This is a genomic window from Fictibacillus sp. S7 (genome assembly GCF_004127935.1).
Classification (GTDB): Bacteria; Bacillota; Bacilli; order Bacillales; family Fictibacillaceae; genus Fictibacillus_C; species Fictibacillus_C enclensis.
In genome coordinates this window covers 4,449,711-4,472,202 of record NZ_QJKL01000001.1, presented here as the reverse complement: position 1 = coordinate 4,472,202, position 22,492 = coordinate 4,449,711, and the positions used below count along the sequence as shown (strand labels likewise).

The 22,492-nt window shown below is 43.2% G+C and carries 31 protein-coding genes and 1 riboswitch; of the genes, 13 read left to right on the top strand and 18 right to left on the bottom strand.

All coding sequences use genetic code 11. The features are described from left to right. Nucleotides 1-36 precede the first annotated feature (36 nt). A complete protein-coding gene (locus DMO16_RS24480; RefSeq protein WP_156412578.1) occupies nucleotides 37-189 on the bottom strand; it encodes a hypothetical protein in 153 nt (50 codons plus the stop codon). A 90-nt stretch (nucleotides 190-279) separates the two neighbouring features. Further along, nucleotides 280-432 (bottom strand): hypothetical protein, encoded by a 153-nt coding sequence (locus tag DMO16_RS24475; protein WP_156412577.1) that lies wholly within the window; start codon nucleotides 430-432, stop codon nucleotides 280-282. A 275-nt stretch (nucleotides 433-707) separates the two neighbouring features. Here DMO16_RS24475 and DMO16_RS22690 point away from each other — a divergent pair, with 275 nt between their 5' ends. After that, a complete protein-coding gene (locus DMO16_RS22690; RefSeq protein WP_129480132.1) occupies nucleotides 708-2,039 on the top strand; it encodes a serine hydrolase domain-containing protein in 1,332 nt (443 codons plus the stop codon). A gap of 51 nt (nucleotides 2,040-2,090) precedes the next feature. Here DMO16_RS22690 and DMO16_RS22685 read toward each other — a convergent pair whose 3' ends face one another. Together DMO16_RS22685 and DMO16_RS22680 are read right to left on the bottom strand one after the other, a co-directional pair. After that, nucleotides 2,091-2,201, bottom strand: a complete 111-nt coding sequence (locus DMO16_RS22685; RefSeq protein WP_129480131.1) for a Spo0E family sporulation regulatory protein-aspartic acid phosphatase — start codon at nucleotides 2,199-2,201, stop codon at nucleotides 2,091-2,093. A 127-nt stretch (nucleotides 2,202-2,328) separates the two neighbouring features. Further along, nucleotides 2,329-2,925: a sulfite oxidase-like oxidoreductase gene (locus DMO16_RS22680; protein ID WP_129480130.1), complete on the bottom strand. Its 597-nt coding sequence runs from the start codon at nucleotides 2,923-2,925 to the stop codon at nucleotides 2,329-2,331. Between the two features lie 116 nt (nucleotides 2,926-3,041). On the opposite strand from DMO16_RS22680, the gene DMO16_RS22675 reads away from it, so the two are divergent. The 3 genes from DMO16_RS22675 (at nucleotide 3,042) to DMO16_RS22665 (ending at nucleotide 6,518) form a co-directional block, all read left to right on the top strand. Then, complete coding sequence (locus DMO16_RS22675; RefSeq protein ID WP_129480129.1) at nucleotides 3,042-3,635, top strand: biotin transporter BioY; 594 nt, start codon at nucleotides 3,042-3,044, stop codon at nucleotides 3,633-3,635. Nucleotides 3,636-3,730: 95 nt separating this feature from the next. After that, entirely contained in the window at nucleotides 3,731-3,967 is a 237-nt protein-coding gene (locus DMO16_RS25510; protein ID WP_129480128.1) for a DUF2568 domain-containing protein, read from the top strand. A 577-nt stretch (nucleotides 3,968-4,544) separates the two neighbouring features. After that, nucleotides 4,545-6,518 carry a M6 family metalloprotease domain-containing protein gene (locus tag DMO16_RS22665; protein ID WP_241840634.1) on the top strand — a complete coding sequence of 658 codons (1,974 nt, stop codon included), beginning with the start codon at nucleotides 4,545-4,547 and terminating at the stop codon, nucleotides 6,516-6,518. Nucleotides 6,519-6,556: 38 nt separating this feature from the next. Here DMO16_RS22665 and DMO16_RS22660 read toward each other — a convergent pair whose 3' ends face one another. The 3 genes from DMO16_RS22660 to DMO16_RS22650 form a co-directional block, all read right to left on the bottom strand. Further along, entirely contained in the window at nucleotides 6,557-7,495 is a 939-nt protein-coding gene (locus DMO16_RS22660) for a cation diffusion facilitator family transporter (protein ID WP_129480127.1), read from the bottom strand. Between the two features lie 150 nt (nucleotides 7,496-7,645). Continuing rightward, nucleotides 7,646-9,142, bottom strand: a complete 1,497-nt coding sequence (locus DMO16_RS22655; RefSeq protein WP_129480126.1) for a leucyl aminopeptidase — start codon at nucleotides 9,140-9,142, stop codon at nucleotides 7,646-7,648. 35 nt (nucleotides 9,143-9,177) lie between these two features. Next, nucleotides 9,178-9,582 carry a DUF309 domain-containing protein gene (locus DMO16_RS22650; protein ID WP_241840633.1) on the bottom strand — a complete coding sequence of 135 codons (405 nt, stop codon included), beginning with the start codon at nucleotides 9,580-9,582 and terminating at the stop codon, nucleotides 9,178-9,180. A 147-nt stretch (nucleotides 9,583-9,729) separates the two neighbouring features. Here DMO16_RS22650 and DMO16_RS22645 point away from each other — a divergent pair, with 147 nt between their 5' ends. Continuing rightward, nucleotides 9,730-10,212, top strand: a complete 483-nt coding sequence (locus tag DMO16_RS22645) for a divergent PAP2 family protein (RefSeq protein ID WP_061972275.1) — start codon at nucleotides 9,730-9,732, stop codon at nucleotides 10,210-10,212. A 13-nt stretch (nucleotides 10,213-10,225) separates the two neighbouring features. After that, entirely contained in the window at nucleotides 10,226-11,020 is a 795-nt protein-coding gene (locus DMO16_RS22640; RefSeq protein ID WP_061972274.1) for a cobalamin-binding protein, read from the top strand. A 37-nt stretch (nucleotides 11,021-11,057) separates the two neighbouring features. Here DMO16_RS22640 and DMO16_RS22635 read toward each other — a convergent pair whose 3' ends face one another. From DMO16_RS22635 to DMO16_RS22620, 5 genes are all read right to left on the bottom strand, one after another. Continuing rightward, on the bottom strand, nucleotides 11,058-11,720 hold the full coding sequence (locus DMO16_RS22635; protein WP_129480475.1) for a 3D domain-containing protein: 663 nt from the start codon (nucleotides 11,718-11,720) through the stop codon (nucleotides 11,058-11,060). A gap of 134 nt (nucleotides 11,721-11,854) precedes the next feature. Continuing rightward, nucleotides 11,855-12,172, bottom strand: a complete 318-nt coding sequence (locus tag DMO16_RS22630; RefSeq protein ID WP_129480125.1) for a YuiB family protein — start codon at nucleotides 12,170-12,172, stop codon at nucleotides 11,855-11,857. Nucleotides 12,173-12,280: 108 nt separating this feature from the next. Further along, nucleotides 12,281-12,415 carry a YuiA family protein gene (locus DMO16_RS24470; RefSeq protein ID WP_162264551.1) on the bottom strand — a complete coding sequence of 45 codons (135 nt, stop codon included), beginning with the start codon at nucleotides 12,413-12,415 and terminating at the stop codon, nucleotides 12,281-12,283. 142 nt (nucleotides 12,416-12,557) lie between these two features. Further along, nucleotides 12,558-13,040 carry an NUDIX hydrolase gene (locus DMO16_RS22625; RefSeq protein WP_061972272.1) on the bottom strand — a complete coding sequence of 161 codons (483 nt, stop codon included), beginning with the start codon at nucleotides 13,038-13,040 and terminating at the stop codon, nucleotides 12,558-12,560. 95 nt (nucleotides 13,041-13,135) lie between these two features. After that, nucleotides 13,136-14,338, bottom strand: coding sequence for an NAD(P)/FAD-dependent oxidoreductase (locus tag DMO16_RS22620; protein ID WP_061972271.1), 1,203 nt, complete (start codon nucleotides 14,336-14,338; stop codon nucleotides 13,136-13,138). A gap of 348 nt (nucleotides 14,339-14,686) precedes the next feature. On the opposite strand from DMO16_RS22620, the gene DMO16_RS22615 reads away from it, so the two are divergent. The 3 genes from DMO16_RS22615 to DMO16_RS24460 all read left to right on the top strand — a co-directional run bounded on the left by DMO16_RS22615 (nucleotide 14,687) and on the right by DMO16_RS24460 (nucleotide 16,185). Next, entirely contained in the window at nucleotides 14,687-15,667 is a 981-nt protein-coding gene (locus tag DMO16_RS22615) for an NAD(P)/FAD-dependent oxidoreductase (RefSeq protein WP_061972270.1), read from the top strand. A gap of 57 nt (nucleotides 15,668-15,724) precedes the next feature. Beyond that, on the top strand, nucleotides 15,725-15,895 hold the full coding sequence (locus DMO16_RS24465) for a hypothetical protein (RefSeq protein ID WP_164989000.1): 171 nt from the start codon (nucleotides 15,725-15,727) through the stop codon (nucleotides 15,893-15,895). A 128-nt stretch (nucleotides 15,896-16,023) separates the two neighbouring features. Then, on the top strand, nucleotides 16,024-16,185 hold the full coding sequence (locus tag DMO16_RS24460; protein WP_156412575.1) for a hypothetical protein: 162 nt from the start codon (nucleotides 16,024-16,026) through the stop codon (nucleotides 16,183-16,185). A 4-nt stretch (nucleotides 16,186-16,189) separates the two neighbouring features. Here DMO16_RS24460 and DMO16_RS22610 read toward each other — a convergent pair whose 3' ends face one another. The 3 genes from DMO16_RS22610 to DMO16_RS22600 all read right to left on the bottom strand — a co-directional run bounded on the left by DMO16_RS22610 (nucleotide 16,190) and on the right by DMO16_RS22600 (nucleotide 17,190). Next, nucleotides 16,190-16,459, bottom strand: a complete 270-nt coding sequence (locus DMO16_RS22610) for a hypothetical protein (protein WP_129480124.1) — start codon at nucleotides 16,457-16,459, stop codon at nucleotides 16,190-16,192. 107 nt (nucleotides 16,460-16,566) lie between these two features. Continuing rightward, a complete protein-coding gene (locus DMO16_RS22605) occupies nucleotides 16,567-16,923 on the bottom strand; it encodes a HesB/IscA family protein (protein ID WP_061972247.1) in 357 nt (118 codons plus the stop codon). 81 nt (nucleotides 16,924-17,004) lie between these two features. Then, nucleotides 17,005-17,190: an aspartyl-phosphate phosphatase Spo0E family protein gene (locus DMO16_RS22600; protein WP_061972246.1), complete on the bottom strand. Its 186-nt coding sequence runs from the start codon at nucleotides 17,188-17,190 to the stop codon at nucleotides 17,005-17,007. 341 nt (nucleotides 17,191-17,531) lie between these two features. Here DMO16_RS22600 and mqnE point away from each other — a divergent pair, with 341 nt between their 5' ends. Next, nucleotides 17,532-18,626: an aminofutalosine synthase MqnE gene (gene mqnE / locus DMO16_RS22595; RefSeq protein ID WP_061972245.1), complete on the top strand. Its 1,095-nt coding sequence runs from the start codon at nucleotides 17,532-17,534 to the stop codon at nucleotides 18,624-18,626. A 32-nt stretch (nucleotides 18,627-18,658) separates the two neighbouring features. On the opposite strand, the gene DMO16_RS22590 is transcribed toward mqnE, so the two are convergent. Continuing rightward, entirely contained in the window at nucleotides 18,659-18,892 is a 234-nt protein-coding gene (locus tag DMO16_RS22590; RefSeq protein WP_061972244.1) for a hypothetical protein, read from the bottom strand. A 222-nt stretch (nucleotides 18,893-19,114) separates the two neighbouring features. Continuing rightward, nucleotides 19,115-19,304, top strand: a riboswitch (FMN riboswitch). A gap of 215 nt (nucleotides 19,305-19,519) precedes the next feature. On the opposite strand from DMO16_RS22590, the gene DMO16_RS22585 reads away from it, so the two are divergent. Then, nucleotides 19,520-20,098, top strand: a complete 579-nt coding sequence (locus DMO16_RS22585) for an ECF transporter S component (RefSeq protein WP_129480122.1) — start codon at nucleotides 19,520-19,522, stop codon at nucleotides 20,096-20,098. Nucleotides 20,099-20,144: 46 nt separating this feature from the next. On the opposite strand, the gene DMO16_RS22580 is transcribed toward DMO16_RS22585, so the two are convergent. Continuing rightward, nucleotides 20,145-20,381 (bottom strand): YuzB family protein, encoded by a 237-nt coding sequence (locus tag DMO16_RS22580; protein ID WP_061972243.1) that lies wholly within the window; start codon nucleotides 20,379-20,381, stop codon nucleotides 20,145-20,147. A gap of 230 nt (nucleotides 20,382-20,611) precedes the next feature. Here DMO16_RS22580 and DMO16_RS22575 point away from each other — a divergent pair, with 230 nt between their 5' ends. After that, nucleotides 20,612-21,676: an NAD(P)/FAD-dependent oxidoreductase gene (locus DMO16_RS22575; RefSeq protein ID WP_061972242.1), complete on the top strand. Its 1,065-nt coding sequence runs from the start codon at nucleotides 20,612-20,614 to the stop codon at nucleotides 21,674-21,676. Between the two features lie 65 nt (nucleotides 21,677-21,741). On the opposite strand, the gene DMO16_RS22570 is transcribed toward DMO16_RS22575, so the two are convergent. Continuing rightward, a complete protein-coding gene (locus tag DMO16_RS22570; RefSeq protein ID WP_129480121.1) occupies nucleotides 21,742-22,068 on the bottom strand; it encodes a YuzD family protein in 327 nt (108 codons plus the stop codon). Nucleotides 22,069-22,231: 163 nt separating this feature from the next. On the opposite strand from DMO16_RS22570, the gene DMO16_RS22565 reads away from it, so the two are divergent. Further along, nucleotides 22,232-22,471, top strand: a complete 240-nt coding sequence (locus tag DMO16_RS22565) for a NifU family protein (protein WP_061972240.1) — start codon at nucleotides 22,232-22,234, stop codon at nucleotides 22,469-22,471. Nucleotides 22,472-22,492 lie beyond the last annotated feature (21 nt).

Below are 22,492 nucleotides of genomic sequence, written 5' to 3'. Positions count from 1 at the left end.
AAAAGGAGGTCCCGACTCATGTGCCGGGCCTCCTTTTTATGCCTCACCTTTTGATTTCGGGCTTTGGGTATCACGTGTTGGCAGGTCATCCACAAACTTGTCATCAGAAAATTCGATGTCGGTCATACTTTCAGTCGGGGTGTGATTATTCTTTGCAGCAGCATCCTTGGACTGTTTTCGTTTAGCCATGATTTCATTTCCTCCTCATTGATCTTGTTTATAGTGTGTGAAAAAAGTGTCTATCTGATTCCTAAAGAAAAAGCATTCCGGTTTGGAATGCTAATCGCCAATGGCTTTACTGACGCAATGGTCGCAAATGGATATTTCTTTTTCTTCCCAGTTCGAAAGCTCATTGTTGCATACCATGCAGTACTCTGACTGGGCATTAAGATGATCGTTCGTGCGGTTTTCTTCATTATTCACAAAATCCATTGAACCCGCCTCCTTCTGTCCTAGTATATTCTAAAAAGAAGACTGTTTATTCTTTACTATTGTTTGATATTTCTGATAAAAACCCTTCTTTCTTTTTACCTAATTTTCATTTTTTCACCAGATTTTGAAAGCGTTTTCTTAAAATGTATTATAAAAGATTTATTGCTCTTAAAACAAGTAGGAAGATTTTAGGTTTTTGTTTGATATTTTTAGGTCGGAAAAAAGGAGGCGAACCAGGAAGTATCGAATTAAGATTTTTTATATAGGAGGAACATATGAATAAATCCGAAATAATATCGTACCTAACCCAGTACATGAGAAACCTCGACAACTTCGACCACTTTAACGGCTGTGTTCTTGCGGCATATCAAGGAGAAGTTCTGCTCTCTAAAGGGTACGGGACCGCCAACCGGACCTTTGAGGTTCCCAACTCGCCCAGCACGCGCTATCCCATCGGTTCGCTGACGAAATCTTTTACGGCTGCTGCTATTCTCAGACTTGAAGAACAGGGTTTGTTAAATATGGAAGATTCGGTAGAATGGCATCTGCCCGGCTGTTCCTCTCTAATAAACGTGACCCTTCACCACCTTCTTTCCAATACTTCCGGAATTCCCGACTTTGCAGCTCAACCGGACTATTGGGAAAAACACATGAGGCTTCCTGCGACCGTTTCCCAGTTGATTGAACGGATTGTCAATCAGCCGCTTCACTTTGAACCCGGCAGTCAATATAGCTATAGCAATTCAAACTACATCATACTCACAGCTATAATAGAAACGGTGAGCGGTCAATCTTATTCTTCATTTATCCAAAAAGAATGGTTGAAGCCACTCGGTCTGCATGACTCTGGTGTTTTAGATGGAAGGACCATTGTGAAAAATCTGGCCACCGGGTATTCCATCGATAAAATGATAATATATAGTGAATATATCGACATGAGTTTTCCATTGGGTGCTTACGGTATGTACTCCACCGTAAAAGACTTGTTTACTTGGACTGAAGCTCTGTTTTCCGGAAGGATGCTTACCGAACGTTCCCTGAAAAAGATGTGTACCCCATATAAAGGGAAATACGGATATGGTTGGGGTTTTGACAAACTTTCAGAAAGAGAAGTAGTCTGCCACTTTGGGGATGTCAATGGCTTTTGCAGTGAGATGCTGAGAAGCCTGGACGGAGACGTAACCGTCATCGTGTTAAGTAATTTCAATATAACACCGGTCACGAGAATAAATCGGGACCTGGCTGCGATCCTGTGCAACGAAAGAGTAGACACCACTCCTTGGATAATGGAAGAACCATTATACGCTTCGTTGCCTTTTGATTTTCAGGGAACCTATTATTCCGAAGATGGTGAAGCCCTCATAACACTGTACAGAGAAGGCAGCACGTACTTTATGACTCTCCCTAAACGATATGGAGTTGTTTACACTCTACCGGTAAAACAAATTTCATCCTCTTCTTCATCGGTTCTAATGATTTCAAGCAACACCCCTGAGAGCATACAAATCATTAAGGAGGATAATAAGCTATTCATTCACCATCATGATTCAGATGGAACAATAAAGACCTTAACAAGAGCAGAGGAATGCAAAAAGAAGCAGCCATAATTCTTTGCTGCTTCTTCTTTAATAGGACCAGCTTTGCTTCATATAATGCTGCTACAACATCATCAGCTCATCCAGCTCCTGGCTGATTTTAACAATGACTGGATCCGAATAATCGGCAGATGTTTCACAAAAGGCATAGATTCGTTCCTTGAGCTTGTCCATCAGTTCGCAAATGGTTTGAAGATATTGATTTAAAGGGACTTCTTTCCTTTGTTCCAGCCCTCGGGCACCTTTGTTTTATTTATCGGTTCCTTTTGTAGATTTCCATGTTTTTCAAAATATTCACCATCTAGTCCCAGCTAAAGCGTTCTTCTTTCCATGGATCTCCATACATATGATATCCATTTTTCTCCCAGAAGCCCGGGGTTTCCAGTGGCAGAAACTCAATTCCACGGAGCCATTTGGCACTTTTCCAAAAATACAAATGTGGAACAACTGCCCGCAAAGGATAGCCATGTTCGGGTGAAAGGGATTCGCCATTATGTGTATGGGCGAGGAGACTGCTTTCCTTCAAGAAATCTTCGAGTGGGAGATTCGTCGTCCACCCCTCTTCCGCATGCAATAAAACGTATTTAGCAGATGGATGGATTCCTACATCTTTAACTATATCCTTTACTGCTACACCTTCCCAAACATTATCAAGCTTTGACCAGCCGGTCACACAATGGATATCGTTCTGTGTAGTGGCTCTTGGCAAAGTAAGAAGTTCATCATATGTAAAAGTCGTTGGTTTCTCCACCATTCCATAGACTTTTAAATCCCAGTCAGTCAGGTCCGGATAGTAGGGAACATTACCAACGTGAAGCACCGGCCATTTCGTTGTGACATTTTGATTTGGCGGTACCCGGTCATTCTCTTTTTTAACTTTGGGTTTTCCAAAAAACATGCTCGTTCCTCCCTCAATTTTCATTTGTTAACCTTTTATAAAATTTAAGTTGACAATAGATATACCCTTCAATTACCATCAGGATAGATTAATTATTTACTTTTGGGGTGAACATTATGAAATTTAAAGCGAGCGATTTAACACTTGCAGCCATGTTTGCGGCATTAATGGCCGTGGGTGCAAACATTACATCATGGATTCCAGCACTGGCTTTCGGATCGGTGCCGATTACGCTGCAAACCTTCTTTTGTATCCTGGCAGGGCTTCTCCTCGGCAGCCGTTTGGGTGCCGTTTCTATGATTGTCTACATGCTGGTCGGACTCGCGGGTGCTCCTGTGTTTGCCAAGTTTTCGGGCGGCATATCCACCGTTTTCAGTCCATCATTCGGCTTTATTTTATCATATATTGTCGCTGCTTATGCTGCAGGCATGGTACTTGAAAAAGCAAAGAAGCCCGGCTTTCCGGTTTTCCTTGCTGCCTCATTTATCGGCTTGATTGTAAACTATGCGGTTGGAACAACCCTCCTTTATGTGGCACTCACCAATTGGGCCGCCATCGAAGGAGTAACGTACCTTGGAACATGGAAGGGGATGCTGATTTTTCTTCCGAAGGATATCCTTCTGACGGCAGTTACAGCCTTTATATCACCACGAATCTATAAAGCTGTCTCGAAAAATCGCAAAAACCGCTTCAATCACAACGCGGCTTAACAAAAAAAGAGGTAAATCCCTTGTAATTAGGGTTTACCTCTTTTTCTATGCTATAACACCATTGCCGCGATAAATCCAATGGTTAACAAGCGGATTTGAAAAATATATTTTATGTCTCGTTGCCCCGCTTTTTGTTGCATTCATTTGGAGAACCTTTCTTTCCTCCTAAAGCCTCTTTACTGCTGCCTCCTCTTTGGAGGACAGCTCTCCAGCTTATTGTATTTGCGGCCGCAGCTGTTGCACTTTATAGCACTGGCTTCCCCTTAATTTCATGGATTTTTATCATCCTATTAAGTATAGTGCTGTTACTCATTCGTTTTTTAAAATCATAGCGAAAAAAACCAGCCAAATACGGCTGGTTTTTCTTTTTTCTATTGAAAGCACGCGCCCACTCCTTGAAAAGCGTTGAGCAAAGCCATCTATTTTCCCTGAAGAAACTGGTTACAAGCCGGTTTCAAGAATATACTGTCCAGTTTGGAAGATTTAATAGCGAGAATTGAAAATGTACTGGCCAAAATCAAACGTTTACTGGCCAGGTAGCTCCCCTAGATCAAAAGATATACCTAAAAATTGCGACAATGGAAAACACAATGATCAAAATCGGAATAAGGAGAATGATCCCCCACAGAATTTGCGCTCCGATGGATTTTTTTTCGTTCATAATTAGCCCCTTTACAGTAAAACGTCTCGTTTTTATTGTAAAGGGAATCATTCCTCTTGTCTAATAAGGTTCTTTTTTCTTTCTACTTCTTCCATGCCATTAAGCCTATAAACAACGTCCCCATCCACAATAAAACAGGTAAATATTCCCTATTCTTTCGACAATTGATAATTAATTCAGGAATACAGCAACCAAATATGGTATTTTTTGAATAATCAAATAAATTATAGAAAGAGGTTGCTGTGCCTATGGTGAGAAAAAAATCCTTTGTTTTGCCCCTCTCTTTTTTCCTGATGATGTCCATTTCTGCCCCTGCCTATGCGGATCAGCCTGGATTAAAAACGTTCCCTGCACCTGTGGACAAGGAGGCTTGGAAGCTTCCCCGTGACATGACCTGGAATGATTATCGCCCTGTACCCGGAATAGACTGGAGAAATTCAGATGTCAAACCGGAAAGGGTACTGAAAGGCGCGTTGATCATCGTTGACTTTCCGGATCGTGAATTTATGCTGAGCCAGCCTGAAGGCTCTGAAATTGCAGGCAATCCCATCAAAACTGGAAATATACCGCGTGATAAAATGGGACAATTTTGGCTCGATTTTCTGAACAAGCCTCAAGCGCTGAATAACTACAGAACGATCAATGAATATTGGAGAGAAAACTCCTTTGGTAAATGGGCTGTTGACCTCGACGCCTTTGGTACATACCGCATGGATTTCAATGAATTTCAATATGGACTGAATGAATTCAACCAGATGCAAAATATGCCTCCAGGTTTTTCAGGAAAAAACCTTCGCTCTGAAGCCATCCAGAAAGCACAGGCAGATATCGAGGCTTCTGGTGAAAAGTACGATTTTAAATTTGTGGTTCACGCCGGCTATGACGAATCGGGAGTGTGGCAGGAGCTTGGCGAAATGATGTTCCAAAATCCAGAAAGTGTGACAGATGCATTCGGCCCTCCTTATCCTGATATGCCAAATTCTGCGAACACCCGCTATGTGCCATGGACGTCCTGGTATGCGGCAAAAGGTATTTGGTCCAGCGCTGGTGGCGGAACGTCCATACAGGGAGAAAATGACGGGATGGGAACGTTCGCCCATGAATTCGGGCATATCATGGCCCTAGGTGACAATTACAACAACCCTTATGGAAAGCCCGTATCCCGTTCATATTCCGGTCCATGGGAGCTGATGAGCCGCGGAAGCTTCAACGGCCCCGGAGGCCCTCACACCCGCTGGATGGTTCCCGGAACTCTTGGTGCCTCGGCTCCCTCCCACCATATGCTCAGGAACAAAATCAAACAGGGATTTTTATCCGAAGATCAGTACTTAAATATCGACCGTGATGAACTTGCACAGACAGGTCCTGTTTTCGCCAATATATTATCCCGGGAAGTGCCAAGCGGAAAGGAATTCAGGAGGCAGGGCTTGTATGGCATCAACATTAAAATGGAAGATTTAACGCCACCAAATTCGCTTGACGATGACTGGCGTGCGGATATGCAGCGGGGAGCCAAATGGTATAACAACTACACCCTCGAAGTCGTTGACCGAGTCGGCTATGACTCCTTTGTGCCAGACTCGGGTGTATTGCTGGCCAAAACAAAAAATACAGAAGCAGCCCCAAATATCTGGGTGGTTGATTCCCATAAAGAGGACATTAATCAAACCGACTTCAAACGGCCCGACGGATCGACAGCCATGCTTTCCAAAGGAGATTTCCAGCAGCTTGCCGACTCCCTCTTTAAAGCAGGAACAGGTGACGGGGTCGTCAGTGAGTATAAAGATTCCTACAACCGCCTGCATTTTTACATCCTGAAAAAGAAAACCGACGGCCAGGGTGCCCTCACCTACCGTGTGGCTGTCAGAAATATGGATGGCTCAGGATCGTACGAACGGGGTGTGAAAGCCCAAAGAGGTCCTTATCAGTTTGCTGCTCCCGGGCGGGTTGCTGAATACAAATATGTTGTAACCAACACTGGAGGAGCAAAAGACCTTATTCGCCTTCATGCCAAAACAGAAGCAGGCTGGGAGGTTCAGTTGCAAAACAACGTCATAGAATTAGCACCGGGAAAAAGCGTACAGGTTCCCGTTTATGTTAAAATTCCAGACGGAAAAGACAACCCAAAACTGACCAGACTCACCTTTACAAGCACATCTGAAACCGACCAAAGCCAAAGCTCTACTGTGGTACAGACCGTGGTCCCGGGAAATAAAAAATAACAAAAAAAGGGTCCTTCACGAAAATGAAGGACTCTTTTTTATGTTTTTTGTGCTTCTAAAAACTGCTTTCCATATTCTCCATGATGGTGGATCGTGGCATGTTCAATCTGGACAGTGGTATGCTTCAGTTTGTACTTTTCTTTCAGCATTTCGTTAACGGCCAGAATGACACAAAACGGCTGAATATGCTCATTAATAAAGACGTGGGCAGTCAGGGAATGGTGATCGGTTGTGACGGTCCATAGGTGCAGCTCATGTACATCCTCTACCCCTTCCACTTTAGCAATATCCGCTCGGATTTCGTCCAAATCCAGCCCTTCCGGAACAGATTCCATCAAGATTAAATAGGACTCTTTTAAAATCTTAAAACCGCCAGTAAAAATGATGGCTCCGACGATCAAGCTGATCAGCGGATCAAAAAAGTAAAAATTGGTCAGTTTTATCAGAAAAGCAGCCAAGATAACACCTATGGAGCTGAGAAGATCCCCGATAAAATGCCAAAGCGCACTTTTTACGTTTAGATTTTCTTCTTCCTTCATGCTGCGGCTCAAAACAATAGTAAGCACAATATTGACAACCAAACCAATGAACGCAATGATGAGCATCAACTGAAAGTTAATGGTTTCCGGATGGATAAACCGCTTGATGCCTTCGATAAAAATCCCAAGAGCAATAACGGCAAGCGCAAGACCATTTAAGAATGAAGCAATAATTTCAAAACGCAAAAAACCAAACGAGAATTTGGCGTTTGGCTGCCTTGTGGCAAGGTAAATGGCGAGCATGCTTAAACTTAATGCAAGTACGTCGGAGACCATGTGGGCTGAATCGGATAAAAGCGCCAGAGAATTGGAGATCAAACCGCCGATCACTTCAACAATGGTGAAAAACAGGGTTAACAGCAAAGTGACCCACAGTGTCTTTTTTGAACGGCTTTGCACTTTTACGTGAGGGAGATGGTGATAATCGTAATCAGCCATAAATGAGTCCCCTTTCTTTATTATTTTAAAATTATTATAAAATGATAATAATTATATTATAGTATAGCCTTATCCTTACCGCAATCTTTTTCTTTGCCCTTATTTTATGTAAAAAAGCATGACAGGTGCCATGCTTTTTAATGGTAACTCCTATTCCTTATCTTGAAAGCTCATCGCTAAACCTGCCAATGTTCTTACCATTACTCCCGTTGCCCCTTTTGGCCCGAGCGCAGATGGTTTGGACGAATAAGCCGTTCCAGCGATATCGAGGTGAACCCACGGAGTTTCACCTGCGAATTCTCCCACAAAAAGACCTCCGGTGATGGCGTGGCCCAGGCGTCCGGTGGAATTATTCAAATCTGCCACATCACTTGAGCGCAGCATTTCTTTAAAATGAGGATGGCTGGGAAGCTGCCAAAGATATTCCCCCTCATGATCAGCTGAAGCCTTCACCTGCTCAAAAAAAGCTTCGTTATTTGTCACTGCTCCTGTCGTGGTATCACCTAAAGCGACCACTACGCCTCCAGTCAGTGTCGCCACATCTACCAGATAATTGGCCCCCATTTCTTTCGCATATGATATGGCATCAGCCAGGATGAGCCTTCCCTCAGCATCCGTATTTCTTACTTCAATCGTTTTACCGCTGAGTGAGGTAAAAACGTCTCCCGGTTTCATCGCTTTCCCGTTAATGAGGTTTTCACTTGAGGGGATGACAAAAAGGATATTGGTTTGCGGTTTTAGCTGTCCGACAATCTCCATGGCGCCGAGGACTGCGGCGCTGCCTCCCATATCACTTTTCATTTCATGCATATTGGATGCTGGCTTGATCGAATACCCTCCCGAATCAAACGTAAGGCCTTTTCCAACCAGGGCCAGCACATGATTCCATGTGTCCCTTCCCTTGTATTTGACCGTAATCAATTTAGGCGGTTCCTCCGATCCTTGTGAAACAGCAAGAAGCGCCCCCATGCCAAGCCGCTCCATATCTTCCCGCTCGAGGATCTCATAGTCCATCCTGTATTTCCTTGCAATCCCCATGGCAGCCTGGGCCAAATCGGTGGGGGTCATCAGATTTCCTGGTGTATTGATGAGGTTGCGTGCCGTATTGATTCCTGTTCCAAAGGCGTAACCGGTCGAAAGCCCATTCCCCGTCCGGCTGTCGGAACTGTAGACCCTGATCTCTGTAAGCTTTTTGTCCCGCTCGTTGGTTCGTTCTTTGTAATTTTCAAATGCGTAGCTGGCCGCAGTGACGGCTTCAGCCAAAGCATGTGCGAGCCTTTCAGGAGCAATCCTCTCATTTTCAAAGGTTTCCATTACAATGGCCGCCTTTTCCCGTTTTTCCCGGGTAAGCTGCCCCACCGCTCTCCCAAAAGCCTCTCTCATCGTTTCATACTTTGCTTCATTCCGGCGCCCTAACCCTATAAAGTAGATCCGCTTGGCTCCGACGATTCCGAATGTATGGACCTTGGTTACAGACTTGGCATGTGTCAGTATATCCCCTTCTCGCAAAAGCTGTGTAATGTGGCCGTTGAACGCTTTATCCAGCTCTGCAGGAATGCCTTCCAATTTTTTATAATCGGCCCAAAGGCCGACAAGCAGCGCTTCCTCTGTATCTGCTTTCTTCCAGTTTTCTTTTATCGTAAACATGCAAATCCTCCTTTGCGAGGTGTGTTAAATTCAGTTTATTCTTCTTCGTTCTCTTTTAGTAGCAGGATCAGCTCCGGCAGGACCGGCAAGGAATCCACCTCTTCAAACGAAACCATGTTTATCTGTTTTGGCATTCTCCTCAAGCACTCTACAATAAAATTATAAACATGCTCCAAATCCAATCCCCAATGAAACGGACGATAGTCTGTTAAATAATGACGGGCTGCCTCCATCATGACTCGGGCTCCCTTTACATTTCCATATTCGTAATGATACACAGCCACTGACATTTGCAGCAGCCCCTTCAAAAAATAATTGCTTTTATCCGTCATCCACATTTCCTCAAGGAGATCATGGCAGGTATAGTAGTCTCCTTCATTGAATGATATAAAAAACTGATAGTACTCCATTGGATAGTTCATTCCCCCACCTGCTTTCATTCCTATCATACCAAATTGCTTCTGCATCACTTTATTTTTTCCCCACTGAACAACAAGATTGCAGACAGAAAAAAAAGGGTATTATGAGAGCATTAGAACAAACTTATCTCTATACTTTGTAGAAAAAAGGCTGCGAGGAGACGATCTATGGACCTGTTTTTTAATTTTCCTTTACTTGCTTCCTTATTAGGAATATTAATGGCTCAATTTTTAAAAATACCAATTACGTACCTGGAGACAAAACAAGTGAGATGGGATTTGTTTATCAGTACAGGAGGGATGCCAAGTTCACACTCTGCCGCAGTTACCGGGCTTGCAACTGGAGTTGCTCTTAGAGAAGGCTTGGGCAGCTCGATATTCGCCGTAGCTTGCATGTTTGCCATCATTGTCATGTATGATGCAAAAGGAATACGGTGGCATGCAGGAGAACAAGCAGCCGTATTGAATAAGTTAGTAACTGATTTTCGCGAGCATGTGGAAGTCAGCCAAGCAATGAAAAAAACCGACGTAAAAGAAAAGCACAAGCAATTAAAGGAGCTTCTTGGACATCAGCCAGACGAAGTATTTTACGGCGCCTTGCTTGGGATTGTCCAAACACTGATTGTATACTGGCTTTTCTTCGTTATTTAAGGGGTGAAGATTCATGAGATTAGTGTCTATCTGTCCGAGCAATACTGAGCTTGTTGATTATTTGGGGTTAACGGAACAGCTGGTGGCTGTTGACGATTTTTCCGACTGGCCGGAACGGGTCCGGACGCTGCCGAAGGTGGGCCCGGACCTGTCGATCAATATGGATATGGTGGAAGAATTAAAGCCGGATCTTGTGATCGCTTCCCTAAGTGTTCCGGGAATGGAAAAAAACATCGCTGAGTTGGAACGGCGCAACATTCCACATGTCGTGTACAACCCAAACACGCTCGAAGACATTGCAGAGGATCTAAACGACCTCGGCCGAAGAACAGGTGTCGAAAAGCGTGCGGATTATCTTGTTTCTCAATATAAAGAATTGATAAATGAATACAAAACGTTCGCTGCGTGTGTTAAAGAAAAGAAGAAGCTTTACTGGGAATGGTGGCCAAAACCTGTATTTACACCAGGAAAGCAAAATTGGCTGACCCAGATCTCCCACTTGGCTGGAGCGGTTAACGTATTTGAGGATATGGAGCAGCCAAGCATCCAGACCACCTGGGAAGACGTAATCAAACGTGATCCTGACGAGATTTGCATTGCTTGGGTAGGTGTAAGAAAACAAAAAGTGAAACCGGAAGTACTGGAAAAACGTCCAGGCTGGTCAGAGCTGCGGGCGGTCAAGGCGAATAAGGTACATATTCTTGATGAGCACCTTTTTTGCCGGCCATCCCCTCGTCTGATCGACGGACTGCAAAAGCTGCATCAAGTATTATGGAAGCGGAAACAGCCCACCCAAACGGCTAATTAAAGCAAAAAGCTTCAAGCCATCGCGCTTGAAGCTTTTTTTAATATAATTGTTTACGATAATGCTGCATGGATTTCTGTTCGTTCCATGTTTTCAGTTCCTTTTCGGTTAGTTTGCCGGACCCTTTTTGGACGACATACACGCTCAAGGTTTTCTTGCCCCACTTTTCATAAACATCCTTAATCGTTTCAAAATACAAATCTATCTTTCTGCCCTTAATGGCTGAACCGGTATCAGCAACCACACCAAAACCGTAGCCCGGTATAAATAGGATGGTGCCAATCGGAAAGATGTTCGTATCCGCTGCGATTGTAGAATAAAGGTCCCGCTTGACCCTGAGTCCTGATTTGGTAATTCCGTAAGCAGGATGTGCTTTGCTTTTACCGGTGGATTCCACTCCGGCAGTATAACCGGTGGCGGTTACTTTAACCGATGGATAAGGTGAAACATCAAATTGATCCAAGGCTGTCTCTTTCGGGGCCAATGACTCCGCATTCACCTTAAATTCATGCCCCCATATGCCGGTAGTCTTTTCCATGGCTTGGGACAAAACTAGAATCGTTTTAGTTCCTGCACGCTCGAAAATATTCTTTTGCGGTTCCTGCAGGCTTACGGCTGCCCAGTGTGAGACATCTGCTGCTTCTACTCCTGATATGGAAGACAAGGTAGCAAGCATTGCCCACACCAATAGCACAGTCATCATTAGCCTTTTGGCACTCTTTATGAGATAACGCAAACCCTCACTCCTCTCTTCACGTAGTATTTTCCAAGAGAAGTAAATTTTATACTGCGATAAGTAGGCATAAAAAAAGAACCTTCCTGTGTAAACAGAAGATTCTAAAACATTTGATATCCTCTTACCCGCAGTATACGGATGGCAACTCCGGCCATCATGGCCCCAATCATCCCGCATGCCAGAATAGCGATATCGACCGCTTGCAAATGAATAAAGTCCTGTCCAAGCTGAGAAAAGCTTTTTGCCGGACTTGAGAAATATGTAAAAAATTTAACATGATCCACAATCATGACAACGACAACGGGATAAATCACAGCCATTACCCATGTCGAGCGCAACAGCATGTTTAAAAGGAAACCGATTCCAAAGAACAGTACAATAAACAAAAGCATGGAAATAAACAACTGCGGTAAATACATTTCTTCACCCCCGTATTCAAAGCTAGTTTACTGAAACAGGCGGTTAAAGTCAATATAAGGATAATAAAAGAGGAGCATCACCTGATTGCTGATGCTCCTTCTTCTTTATTATGCCTTTCTCTTTTTACCGCTGCCGCAGCATTCTTCACAAGTCTCTGAGCCACCTAATAATAGTTGGAAATAGCCTTTCCCTTCACAGTATTGGCACTTCTCTTGTGTTTTTGTACGAGTGGATGTTGTCATTAGACGGCACTCCCTTTGTTTGAATTTTCTGATAATATAACAGGAAACGGAAAACTTGAAAAGGGGGCATTTTCGTTCATATCGCCTATGTAAGCGCAAACATCAATAAATATCTGAATCTTTGTACGATTTTCTTACAATATCACCGGTTATCAAATATTTTATAAGAAGTGTACCCAAAAATATCACCAGGGTTAATGTGCTCCAACAGGGCTGATTCTTTTTCATTTAGAAAATGGTGAACCATAACAGAAGTTGCCGGATCATTCCGCAGTTCCTCAGGACTCAAAAACTGCGCCTCCTGGATTTCTCTATCCTGCGGAATGAGGGATCCTCCTTCAGGTTCAAGAAGAAAAATAACCATGTTGTCACTAATTTCATGATTGATCACACCTGTTCTTACTCCCAGGATTCCGACTGGCCGGCTTGCCATTCCCGTTTCTTCTTTTACCTCTCGGACTGCCGCTTCATCCACTGTCTCTCCGGCATTCACAAACCCTGCCGGAATGGACCACTTTCCTTTAAGCCCGCCGTAATTCTTTTTGACCATCAGCCATTTGCCATCCTGAATGACGAGTCCGGCTGCCGCGAGCCAAACACTGCCTCTGTTTTTCTTATTACTCATGTCCCTACCTCTCCTTCACGATACCTTTATGCTCTATTATATAAAAAAAACAGAGCTCCGAAGGGAACTCTGCTTTACTATGTTGGTTATGCTAATTAAAATAATTTAAGCTTACCTTTTTTAACGACCATTGGTACGCCCCCAAGCAAGAAGAGGTAACGGTTATCAATGACTTTTTTCATTGCTGAAGCAGTGGAACCGAACAACTTCTTGTTTCCGACTACTCCAATCGCTTCACCTTTACCAAGAGAAGCTACTGTACCTTTGTTGTCAAAAGTGAATTCTTCCATCTTTCCTCCGCCATTGATCAACGTTTTCAGGTTGCGCGCGAGGGTATATGCCTGCTGGATTGCAATCTGTGCAGTTGGAGGATAAGGGCGGTTGATCTCTTCATTAATAATTAACGCACAGTCACCAACTACGAAGATATATTCATAACCAGGCATGCGAAGGTCTTTGTCCACTTTTACACGTCCGCGCATGGTTTCAAAGCCAGCTTCTTCCACAAGATGGTTACCGCGCACTCCACCCGTCCAAACAACGGTTGCAGCCTTGATTTCTTCACCAGATGCAAGAAGTACTCCGTCTTCGTTACACTCTTTAATTGGAGTGTTCACAAGGAATTCCACACCACGGCGTTCAAGATTATTAATTGCGTATTCCACAAGTTCTTCATCAAATCCTGGCAGTACATTTGGTGCTGCTTCAATGTTGATGATGCGTACTTTTTCACGTGGAATATCATATTCCTTGCAGAGTTCAGGAACTCGGTCTGCCAATTCACCGACAAACTCGATACCAGTAAAGCCAGCTCCGCCGACAACAATATTGATGAGTTCCTGTTTTTGTCCTTCATTGTTGTAACGGGCAAAATTATAATCGATATGCTCGCGGATCTCACGAACAGAGTTAATGCTTCGAATGCTCATTGCATTTTCCTTAAGTCCTTGGATACCGAATGTTTCAGGGTCAGATCCAAGAGCAATAACAAGGTAATCGTATGTTAATTCACCATTTTGGAGAATGACACGCTTTTCGTCTTTTTTGATTTCAACTACTGTATCTTGTACAAAGTTGATTTTATTTGTATCAATGATGTCATCGATCATGATACGTGTACGGTCATGGTGCAACGTACCGGCTGCGTTTTCGTGCAACCATGTTGTTTGGTAGTGATAGTTGTGCTTGTTTACAAGCGTAATCTCAGCATTGTTCAATCCAAGCTCTTTCTCCAGACGTACAGCGGACATCATACCGCCATATCCTCCACCAATAATCAAAATTTTTGGCTTACTCATATGATCACTTCCACTTCAGATTTTTTTTAGTTTGACCTAACATGGATTGAAATATGAAAGGCCAAAAAAGTTTGTGACGTATTTCACGTAGTAGGATAGATAAAGACGAAAATTGTCACAATTTCACCATATTTTTTCCTCTATAATCTTATTCCTTTTCCGGACAAGTTTCAACCGTTTTTAAGAAAATTTTAATAAACGGAGCGCATAATTTTTAATAAAGGAAGATAAAAGCCCTTTCAAGTCCCATAAGGGTTTTGATGGATTGGCGAATATGGTATTATCCTTTCTTTTCATACACTTTCTATCTATAATGAAGGGAGAGTAAATTACCCCGGGGGTGGAAAAATGACGGAAGAAAATCTGTATGATATTACGATAATCGGCGGCGGTCCCACCGGTATGTTTGCGGCGTTCTATGGTGGAATGCGGCAAATGAAGGTTAAAATTATTGAAAGCATGCCTCAGCTTGGCGGACAGCTTTCCGCGTTATACCCTGAAAAATACATCTATGATGTGGCCGGTTTTCCTAAAGTGCTGGCTCAGGATCTTGTGAATAACCTTAAAGTCCAGGCTGAACAATTTAACCCTGATGTGGTGCTTGAGGAATCGGTTCAGACCGTGGAGAAAAAAGAAGACCACTTCGAACTGACCACAGATAAAGACACGCATTATTCAAAAGCGGTCATCATCACAGCAGGCGTTGGGGCTTTTCAGCCAAGACGAATTGAACTGGAGAACGCGAAACAGTTTGAAGGAAAATCACTCCTTTATTTTGTTAACGACCTCCAAGCTTTTGCCGGCAAAAAAGTTCTCGTGGCCGGCGGCGGTGATTCTGCACTCGATTGGTCTCTTATGCTTGAACCGATTGCCGAAGAGGTGACACTGACCCACAGGCGTGCCAAATTCCGTGCTCACGAGCACAGCGTAGAACAGCTCTTCAATTCATCTGTGAAGGTGAAAACACCCTATCAGATCAAAGAATTGATCCACGATAATGAAAAGATCACCCATGTTCTTTTAGAAAACGAAGATGTGGAAGAAAAAGTCGAAGTGGACGCGGTTATTGTCAACTATGGCTTCGTGTCCTCTCTTGGTCCAATCAAGAACTGGGGCCTTAATATTGAACGCAATTCCATTATTGTCAATTCCAAAATGGAAACAAGTATTCCTGGCATTTACGCCGCCGGTGATATTTGTACCTATGATGGCAAAGTTAAACTGATTGCTGCCGGATTTGGGGAAGCCCCTACTGCTGTGAACAATGCAAAAACGTATATTGATCCAAAAGCAAAAACACAGCCCCAGCACAGCACAAGCTTGTTTTAATTTGCGAGCCGGCTAACGCCGGCTCTTTAATGTGCGAAAAGGAGGAATGAGACGAATTTGAACCGTCAATGGACCGAAGATGAAATTGAGGTGGCTGAGCTGCTTCAGGAGCTACAGCGGAAGACGGCGACTCTTCACATTTCTGATGAATCATTTCTGGAAGATGTGAAAGAAACACTGCCCAAGCTGAAACAGTTGTTGCAGGAAGTCGAGCGCGCACTGGATTGAATTAACAGTTGGTATCACAAAGCGTGTGTGTTATACTAGCTGTAGCAGACAAGTGCTGCTCATAAACCCATAACGATAACCCGGTGTTGGCGCACCGGGTTTTTTTATTGAAAAAGGAGTTTTTCTTTATGAACATCTTCATTATCATCGGTATTGTATTCTTTATACTGGGGACAGGACTCATGATGGCAAGTAGCCGCCATGTTGGCCGGAAAAAGTGGCTGTATGTGGGAGGCTCCATTCTTTCTGACTTGGCGGGCCTTGTTTTTCTTTTATTTTTGGGGAATTAATCATTCACATAGTTTTCATGTAGGTTGTAAGCAATAGGCTGAAAATGGTTTTTTCTTTTTCATTCCTTTTGCGGACAAGGATTTCTTTTTGAAACTGTTCTTCACTGTATGTGAGGGTTTCATAATCCACTTGATCTTCCTGTCCTTTTACATAATCATCATACACCGTTTGAATATAGGCTTCGGCTTCTTCTTGTGTTGGGAACTCGATTTCAACGGTAAGGCCCGGCCTGTTTTTTAATTGTCTTCTCACTTCAACAACATATTTTGTCATTCCCGCTATGCTTCCTCCTTTAATGATACAAAGGTATTCACAGCAGGATTAAAATGTTCGTATAAAAAAACCCCTGACTTGTCAGGGGTTTTACCGTGAATGGCTTATTAGCACTCTTCAGGAGTTCCGGCATTGACGGCTGTACGGAAGGAAGATCCGCATCCGCAGGACGCGATGGCGTTCGGGTTGTCGATGGTGAATCCTCCGCCCATCATGTTTTGCTTGAAGTCAACCGTAGTTCCGTTAAGAATTTTCGCGCTTTCCGCATCAACGACAATTTTAAGCCCGTTGATTTCTTCCTCGTGATCTGTGCTTTGTGTTTCTTTATCAAATCCCATGCCATACGAAAGGCCGCTGCATCCGCCGCCTTTTACACCGACACGGAGAAATAGCCCTGTTTCCTCTTCTGCAGCCATCATTTCTTTGATTTGGCCGATTGCAGCATCAGTAAAGTTTACGATCATTATTATCCACTCTCCTTCATTGAAGGTTTTATACTTATAGTATACAAGTGCTAAAGAAAACTCTCAAGGCATCTGCCTTTATTAATACTGTTTTCCTTGTTCCATCTTTAAGATTAAATTATGTGTTTCATCTATTTTCTGGCTGTAGTTCAATACTTGAGGGTGATTCAGGCCCAAGCTGTTGGCCGTATCAATCATTTGCTGGCGCAGGTGTTCGATCTGTTCATTATATTTATCAAGTCGTTCGACATCCAATAAATTTGTCATGTGCAACACTCCCTGGTTCGTTCCATACCTGGCTGTACCATAATTTTACTCTAAATTCAATATATTGACAATCACCTGGTACCCCTCTGTATTTTGCAATATTTTATCGCATTTGTGGATACTCTTTCCAAAACGTAAACAAGACGTAACCTATGTTACATTCATGTGACATCAAGGGGAAATGGTTCCTTTCTTGTCCTTCCAAATAAATGAGCGTATAATAGACACCGTATTCGCTGACCCAAACCAGGTGGCGGAATACTTCACATGTTTGAGTCAGCAGGTTCAGACCCTGCACAATAAAACATATATACATACCAATAAGAAACGGGGGAAAAGTAATGGCCATCATTACACAGGATACAAGAATCCATGACATTGCTGAAAAAATCCGTCACGGTGAACGTCTTTCAATTGAAGACGGTTTGTTTTTATACGAAACCAACGATATTTTAAGTGTCGCTCAATTGGCAAACGAAGCTAACCTGCAGAAAAACGGTGATCGTGTTTATTTCATTGAAAATATGTATATTAACCCGACCAATGTTTGCGAAGCTTCTTGCAGCTTCTGCGGCTTTAAGCGCAAGCCGGGTGAAGACGGTGCCTACACAATGAATGAAGAACAGCTTCTGGAATATGTAGAAAAACGATGGAACGATAACATCCGAGAATTCCACATTGTAGGCGGCCATAACAATGAAGTTCCATTTGATTATTATTTGGACACCATCCGCGTGCTGAAAAAAAATTATCCAAACGCTACAGTTAAAGCCTATACAGGGGCAGAAATTGAATTCTTTTCCCGAATTTCCGGCCTATCCATGAAAGAAGTTCTCGAAGAGCTTGTCAAAGCCGGACTGGACACCCTGCCTGGAGGCGGAGCTGAGATTCTTACCGAGCGCTACCGTGAGAAAATGAGCCCTGACAAAGCCTCAACCGATCAATGGCTGGAAGCACATGAGCTTGCCCATGGCCTGGGTCTCCGCACACACGCAACAATGCTGTACGGTTCCATTGAATCCAAAGAAGAGCGTTTGATCCATATGGACCGTGTACGCCAGCTTCAAGATAAAACGAATGGATTTATGGTGTTTATCCCGCTTGCCATGCAGCCGAGAACAGCGACTATGGGACTGACACGCCGTACATCTGCTTATGATGATATGCGTACGATAGCCATCAGCCGTTTGATGCTGGATAACTTTGATCACATTAAAGCATACTGGATCAATATTGGCGTACAGTTAACACAAATGGCACTGTCCTTTGGTGCGGATGACATTCACGGAACGCTTATTGAGGAACGAATTTCTCACTCTGTTGGGGCGTTGACTTCCCAGGGAATTACTCGAAAAGAGTTAGTTCACCTCATTAAAACAGCCAACAAAAAACCAGTCGAACGCGACACATTCTACAATGTCATCAAAGAATATTAAGAAGCAAACTGCCGGTCATCCGGCAGTTTTTTTTATGATCTTAACTTCTCCTCTGTCCAAAAATAATCTTCATCAGCGTTAAGTATCGTCAGCTTGCTGTGACAGCAGGGCATAACAAGCAGCTGCTTGATCCCTTCCTTTGCATTATTCAGCTTGTCTTCCGAAAATGTGGTCAGCACATTGGAAGTATGGCAGTAGGGGCATTCATTTATATAAATATCATCCATCATTTTTTCGTAGGGCCAAGAATGTTCAAAGTTTAGCATAACTACTGGCTTTTTCTGAATGAAGCCAGGTTTCCCTCCTTTTATTTTCAAGTGTTCTTCTATTGTATACTACATGCCAACAAAGCTGTGTGATTTCTTTTACCCCAGTCTCACTTAAAAGTAACCTGCTGATTGAAAAATCAACACTAAACTTTTGTAAGTCAAAATGGTTTCCAAAATCTTTTTTCTGCAGTATAATAATCTCAGTATAAAAAAATAGCGATCCATCTTCGGGGCAGGGTGAAATTCCCGACCGGCGGTATTTGAAGATTCCCTCTTCATCAGCCCGTGAGCTGTAAGAAAAGCTGAAACGCCTGTCTAAGCGTTGAAGCTAGACATCTTTGCTTTTCTTATTTGCTGATCTGGTGTAATTCCAGAGCCGACAGTACAGTCTGGATGGGAGAAGATGACGGTGCACGGTTCGGTTGATTTGCAATAAAGTGAGCTATTGCAAAATGACTGAGCCCTCGCTCAGTACGTTTTAAGGAGATACACATCACCTTGAAATGTTTATTTGACGATGCCTGACTACTCTCCCTTAGCGTTCTATCCGCTAAGGGTTTTCTATTGTAGAAGCGTGCACTGCATTTGAAATCAAAGATGGCGCAACAAAGGAGAGATTTCAACATGCACAAGGGAAAAGTGTATAAGATGGTGGCTGTTTCCATGCTAAGCAGCATTGCGTACGTACTACAATTATTAGATTTTCCATTTCCGGGATTGCCTGCCTTTTTGCAGATTGACTTCAGTGAAGTTCCTGCATTGCTTGCAGCAATCGTATTCGGCCCTCTTGCCGGCCTGGCAGTTGAGGGAATTAAAAACGTTCTTCATTATGGGATCGTCGGCAACATGACCGGAGTGCCTGTTGGTGAAATGGCGAATTTTATCGCCGGAACCATCTTCATTGTTCCTGTGTCCTACTTCTACAGAAAGCACCGTTCAACGAAAAGTCTGTCTGCCGGTTTAATTGTCGGTACAGTCATGATGACTTTAATGATGGCATTATTGAATTATGTACTGATTCTTCCTGCCTACACCTGGTTCCTGAACTCCCCGCAAATGTCCGGTGAAGCGATGTTGAACCTTATACTGGTAGGTATTGCGCCGTTTAATGTGATTAAAGGCATGATCATCACAATCCTATTTGTCATCTTGTATTCAAGGCTCCAGCCTTGGCTGAACAAACAATATCAACATTCATCATAAATAAAAACAAAGCTGGCTCGATGAATGAGCCAGCTTTTTATTATGATTAAAACATTGGATTTTCTTCAAGAAATTTATAAACATTTTCTACCAGCTCGTCCGGCGTCTCCCCGCGCACAATATCACCATTGACCAATGCGAATAGAGAACGGGCACACTGACCACAATATCCGAGACAGCCGTATTCAATCACATCGAGATCATAATCCTGTTCCAGTTTTTCAAGTGCACGCTGCGAACCGTTGGCCAGGTTGCTGACACAAAATTCAATAATCGGTCTCATCTTATCACCTCGCCTTACTTTTCTATCGTATATCGCTCCGGCTTGTCCGTCAAACCCTTTTACTTCTTCCTTTTGTTTTTAGGAAAACAGTTGAGAATTTATAGTAAAATGCTATACTAAGAAGTGTTTGAATGTGAAATCGCTTCCTGTGAAGCCTTAAAAACTGCGGTATTATTGCGATTATTGTTGCCATTATTTACACATAGTGCCATAGAAAGAAGGGAAAGACAATGAAACACCTTGTATTGCTTGGCGGAGGATATGGAGGAATGAGAATCTTAAAGCGTCTGTTAAATTCTCCAGAGCTTCCAACCGACGTCCAAATTACCTTAATTGACAAGCAGCCTTATCATTGTTTGAAAACAGAATATTATGCACTGGCGGCTGGAACGATTTCTGACCACCATATTCGTGTTCCTTTCCCGGAACACCCACAGCTTAAAATAAAATACGGAATCGTGACTGAACTTGATTTTAACAACAAACAAGTCCAGCTTGCAGATGACGAACCCGTGGCATATGATGAATTAATCATTGGCCTTGGCTGTGAGGATAAATACCATAATGTCCCTGGAGCGCAAGAATATACATTGAGCATCCAGAGTGTGGACAAGTCTCGTGAAACGTATCAGGTCTTGAACAATCTCCCTCATAATGGGGTTGTAGGTGTGGTAGGCGCCGGCCTAAGCGGCGTGGAGCTTGCCAGTGAACTGCATGAAAGCCGTTCAGACCTTAAAATTATTCTGTTCGACCGTGGCCCAATCATACTTAATGGTTTTAAACCCCGTTTGAGCAACTATGTTCAGAACTGGTTCATTCAGCATGGCGTTGAAGTTGTTAATAATTCCAACATTACTCGTGTGGAAAAGAATGTTCTGTACAACCATGATACAGCCATTGAATGTGATGCGATTGTGTGGACTGCCGGCATTCAGCCCAACAAGCTGGTTCGCGACCTTGATGTGGAAAAAGACCAACAAGGCCGTGTTAAACTGACGAAGTACCACCACCTTCCGAATAACGAAGATGTGTATGTCGTAGGCGACTGTGCCAGCATGGCTTTCTCCCCAAGCGCCCAGCTTGCTGAGGAACAAGCAGAGCAAATTTCAGATATTCTTCTTAAAAAGTGGAAAAATCAGCCGATGCCTGAACTCGAAGAAATTAAACTTAAGGGAGTTATGGGTTCTTTAGGGAAGAAGAGCGGTTTTGGAACCATGGGCGGTGCTTCTCTCATCGGACGTGTGCCTCGTCTTTTGAAATCCGGTATTCTATGGCTTTATAAATATCAAAACTAAAATGATTGTAAAAACCCCGCAGGGCTCATCCCTGCGGGGTTTTCATAGAAGGTAAAGACATTGTCTCAGCCTGCATCCTTATAACCGTTCAGTTCCATGATGGCATAAATATCCTTAAGCCTTGGGTTGCCCTCAGCTACAATTTCATCATTAATAACAACCACAGGATAAAAGAGCTCTTCTTCCACAATTTGATGTGCAAACTTCTGATTCTCCCCTTCAACCGATGAAAAGATATCAATATATTCGATGGTAAAAAGTTGATCAGGATATTTACGTGAAATGGCCGCTTCCAGCCATTCCGCTGTTTCTTTGGAAGATGGCAAATTCACGCAGCTTGCACATTTCTGTTCACCGCCGAATACCTTGATCGTAATCTGTTTCATGTCCATTCGCCTCACCCCAGCTTAAAAGTCCCTGCACGTTTAATTGTAATCGATTCCGGGAAGTTAATAAAGGTGAATACTTTTTAAATGTTGTGATGCACGCACATGGATTTTTTGAATCAAAACCCGTATAATAAGGGTAAGTTGTTTATGAAAGGAGTTTTTTATTATGGCTACTGAAGTTTCTATGCGTGAGCAAGTTGAAGAAGTTCTAGATAAATTACGCCCATTTTTGCTTCGTGACGGCGGAGACGTGGAGCTCGTTGACCTTGAAGATGGAATTGTAAAAGTCCGTCTTATGGGTGCTTGCGGAAGCTGCCCTTCCTCCACTATTACACTAAAAGCTGGTATCGAGCGTGCTTTGCTTGAGGAAGTACCTGGCGTTGTTGAATTGGAACAAGTATTCTAAAAATCGCCAACAAAAAACCCC

Coding starts and splice junctions, on each gene's coding strand:
- DMO16_RS22610 (WP_129480124.1), bottom strand. CDS start 16,459: ATGACAAAATATGTTGTTGAAGTGAGAAGACAATTAAAAAACAGGCCG.
- DMO16_RS22620 (WP_061972271.1), bottom strand. CDS start 14,338: ATGAGTAAGCCAAAAATTTTGATTATTGGTGGAGGATATGGCGGTATG.
- DMO16_RS22645 (WP_061972275.1), top strand. CDS start 9,730: ATGGACCTGTTTTTTAATTTTCCTTTACTTGCTTCCTTATTAGGAATA.
- DMO16_RS22565 (WP_061972240.1), top strand. CDS start 22,232: ATGGCTACTGAAGTTTCTATGCGTGAGCAAGTTGAAGAAGTTCTAGAT.
- DMO16_RS22655 (WP_129480126.1), bottom strand. CDS start 9,142: ATGTTTACGATAAAAGAAAACTGGAAGAAAGCAGATACAGAGGAAGCG.
- DMO16_RS22585 (WP_129480122.1), top strand. CDS start 19,520: ATGCACAAGGGAAAAGTGTATAAGATGGTGGCTGTTTCCATGCTAAGC.
- DMO16_RS24475 (WP_156412577.1), bottom strand. CDS start 432: ATGGATTTTGTGAATAATGAAGAAAACCGCACGAACGATCATCTTAAT.
- DMO16_RS22615 (WP_061972270.1), top strand. CDS start 14,687: ATGACGGAAGAAAATCTGTATGATATTACGATAATCGGCGGCGGTCCC.
- DMO16_RS22575 (WP_061972242.1), top strand. CDS start 20,612: ATGAAACACCTTGTATTGCTTGGCGGAGGATATGGAGGAATGAGAATC.
- DMO16_RS22665 (WP_241840634.1), top strand. CDS start 4,545: ATGGTGAGAAAAAAATCCTTTGTTTTGCCCCTCTCTTTTTTCCTGATG.
- mqnE (WP_061972245.1), top strand. CDS start 17,532: ATGGCCATCATTACACAGGATACAAGAATCCATGACATTGCTGAAAAA.
- DMO16_RS24470 (WP_162264551.1), bottom strand. CDS start 12,415: ATGACAACATCCACTCGTACAAAAACACAAGAGAAGTGCCAATACTGT.
- DMO16_RS22675 (WP_129480129.1), top strand. CDS start 3,042: ATGAAATTTAAAGCGAGCGATTTAACACTTGCAGCCATGTTTGCGGCA.
- DMO16_RS22600 (WP_061972246.1), bottom strand. CDS start 17,190: ATGACAAATTTATTGGATGTCGAACGACTTGATAAATATAATGAACAG.
- DMO16_RS22630 (WP_129480125.1), bottom strand. CDS start 12,172: ATGTATTTACCGCAGTTGTTTATTTCCATGCTTTTGTTTATTGTACTG.
- DMO16_RS22605 (WP_061972247.1), bottom strand. CDS start 16,923: ATGATCGTAAACTTTACTGATGCTGCAATCGGCCAAATCAAAGAAATG.
- DMO16_RS22580 (WP_061972243.1), bottom strand. CDS start 20,381: ATGAGACCGATTATTGAATTTTGTGTCAGCAACCTGGCCAACGGTTCG.
- DMO16_RS22660 (WP_129480127.1), bottom strand. CDS start 7,495: ATGGCTGATTACGATTATCACCATCTCCCTCACGTAAAAGTGCAAAGC.
- DMO16_RS22650 (WP_241840633.1), bottom strand. CDS start 9,582: ATGAAAGCAGGTGGGGGAATGAACTATCCAATGGAGTACTATCAGTTT.
- DMO16_RS22570 (WP_129480121.1), bottom strand. CDS start 22,068: ATGGACATGAAACAGATTACGATCAAGGTATTCGGCGGTGAACAGAAA.
- DMO16_RS22685 (WP_129480131.1), bottom strand. CDS start 2,201: ATGGACAAGCTCAAGGAACGAATCTATGCCTTTTGTGAAACATCTGCC.
- DMO16_RS24460 (WP_156412575.1), top strand. CDS start 16,024: ATGAACATCTTCATTATCATCGGTATTGTATTCTTTATACTGGGGACA.
- DMO16_RS22690 (WP_129480132.1), top strand. CDS start 708: ATGAATAAATCCGAAATAATATCGTACCTAACCCAGTACATGAGAAAC.
- DMO16_RS22590 (WP_061972244.1), bottom strand. CDS start 18,892: ATGCTAAACTTTGAACATTCTTGGCCCTACGAAAAAATGATGGATGAT.
- DMO16_RS22680 (WP_129480130.1), bottom strand. CDS start 2,925: ATGTTTTTTGGAAAACCCAAAGTTAAAAAAGAGAATGACCGGGTACCG.
- DMO16_RS22625 (WP_061972272.1), bottom strand. CDS start 13,040: ATGAGTAATAAGAAAAACAGAGGCAGTGTTTGGCTCGCGGCAGCCGGA.
- DMO16_RS22635 (WP_129480475.1), bottom strand. CDS start 11,720: ATGATGACTGTGCTATTGGTGTGGGCAATGCTTGCTACCTTGTCTTCC.
- DMO16_RS24480 (WP_156412578.1), bottom strand. CDS start 189: ATGGCTAAACGAAAACAGTCCAAGGATGCTGCTGCAAAGAATAATCAC.
- DMO16_RS22640 (WP_061972274.1), top strand. CDS start 10,226: ATGAGATTAGTGTCTATCTGTCCGAGCAATACTGAGCTTGTTGATTAT.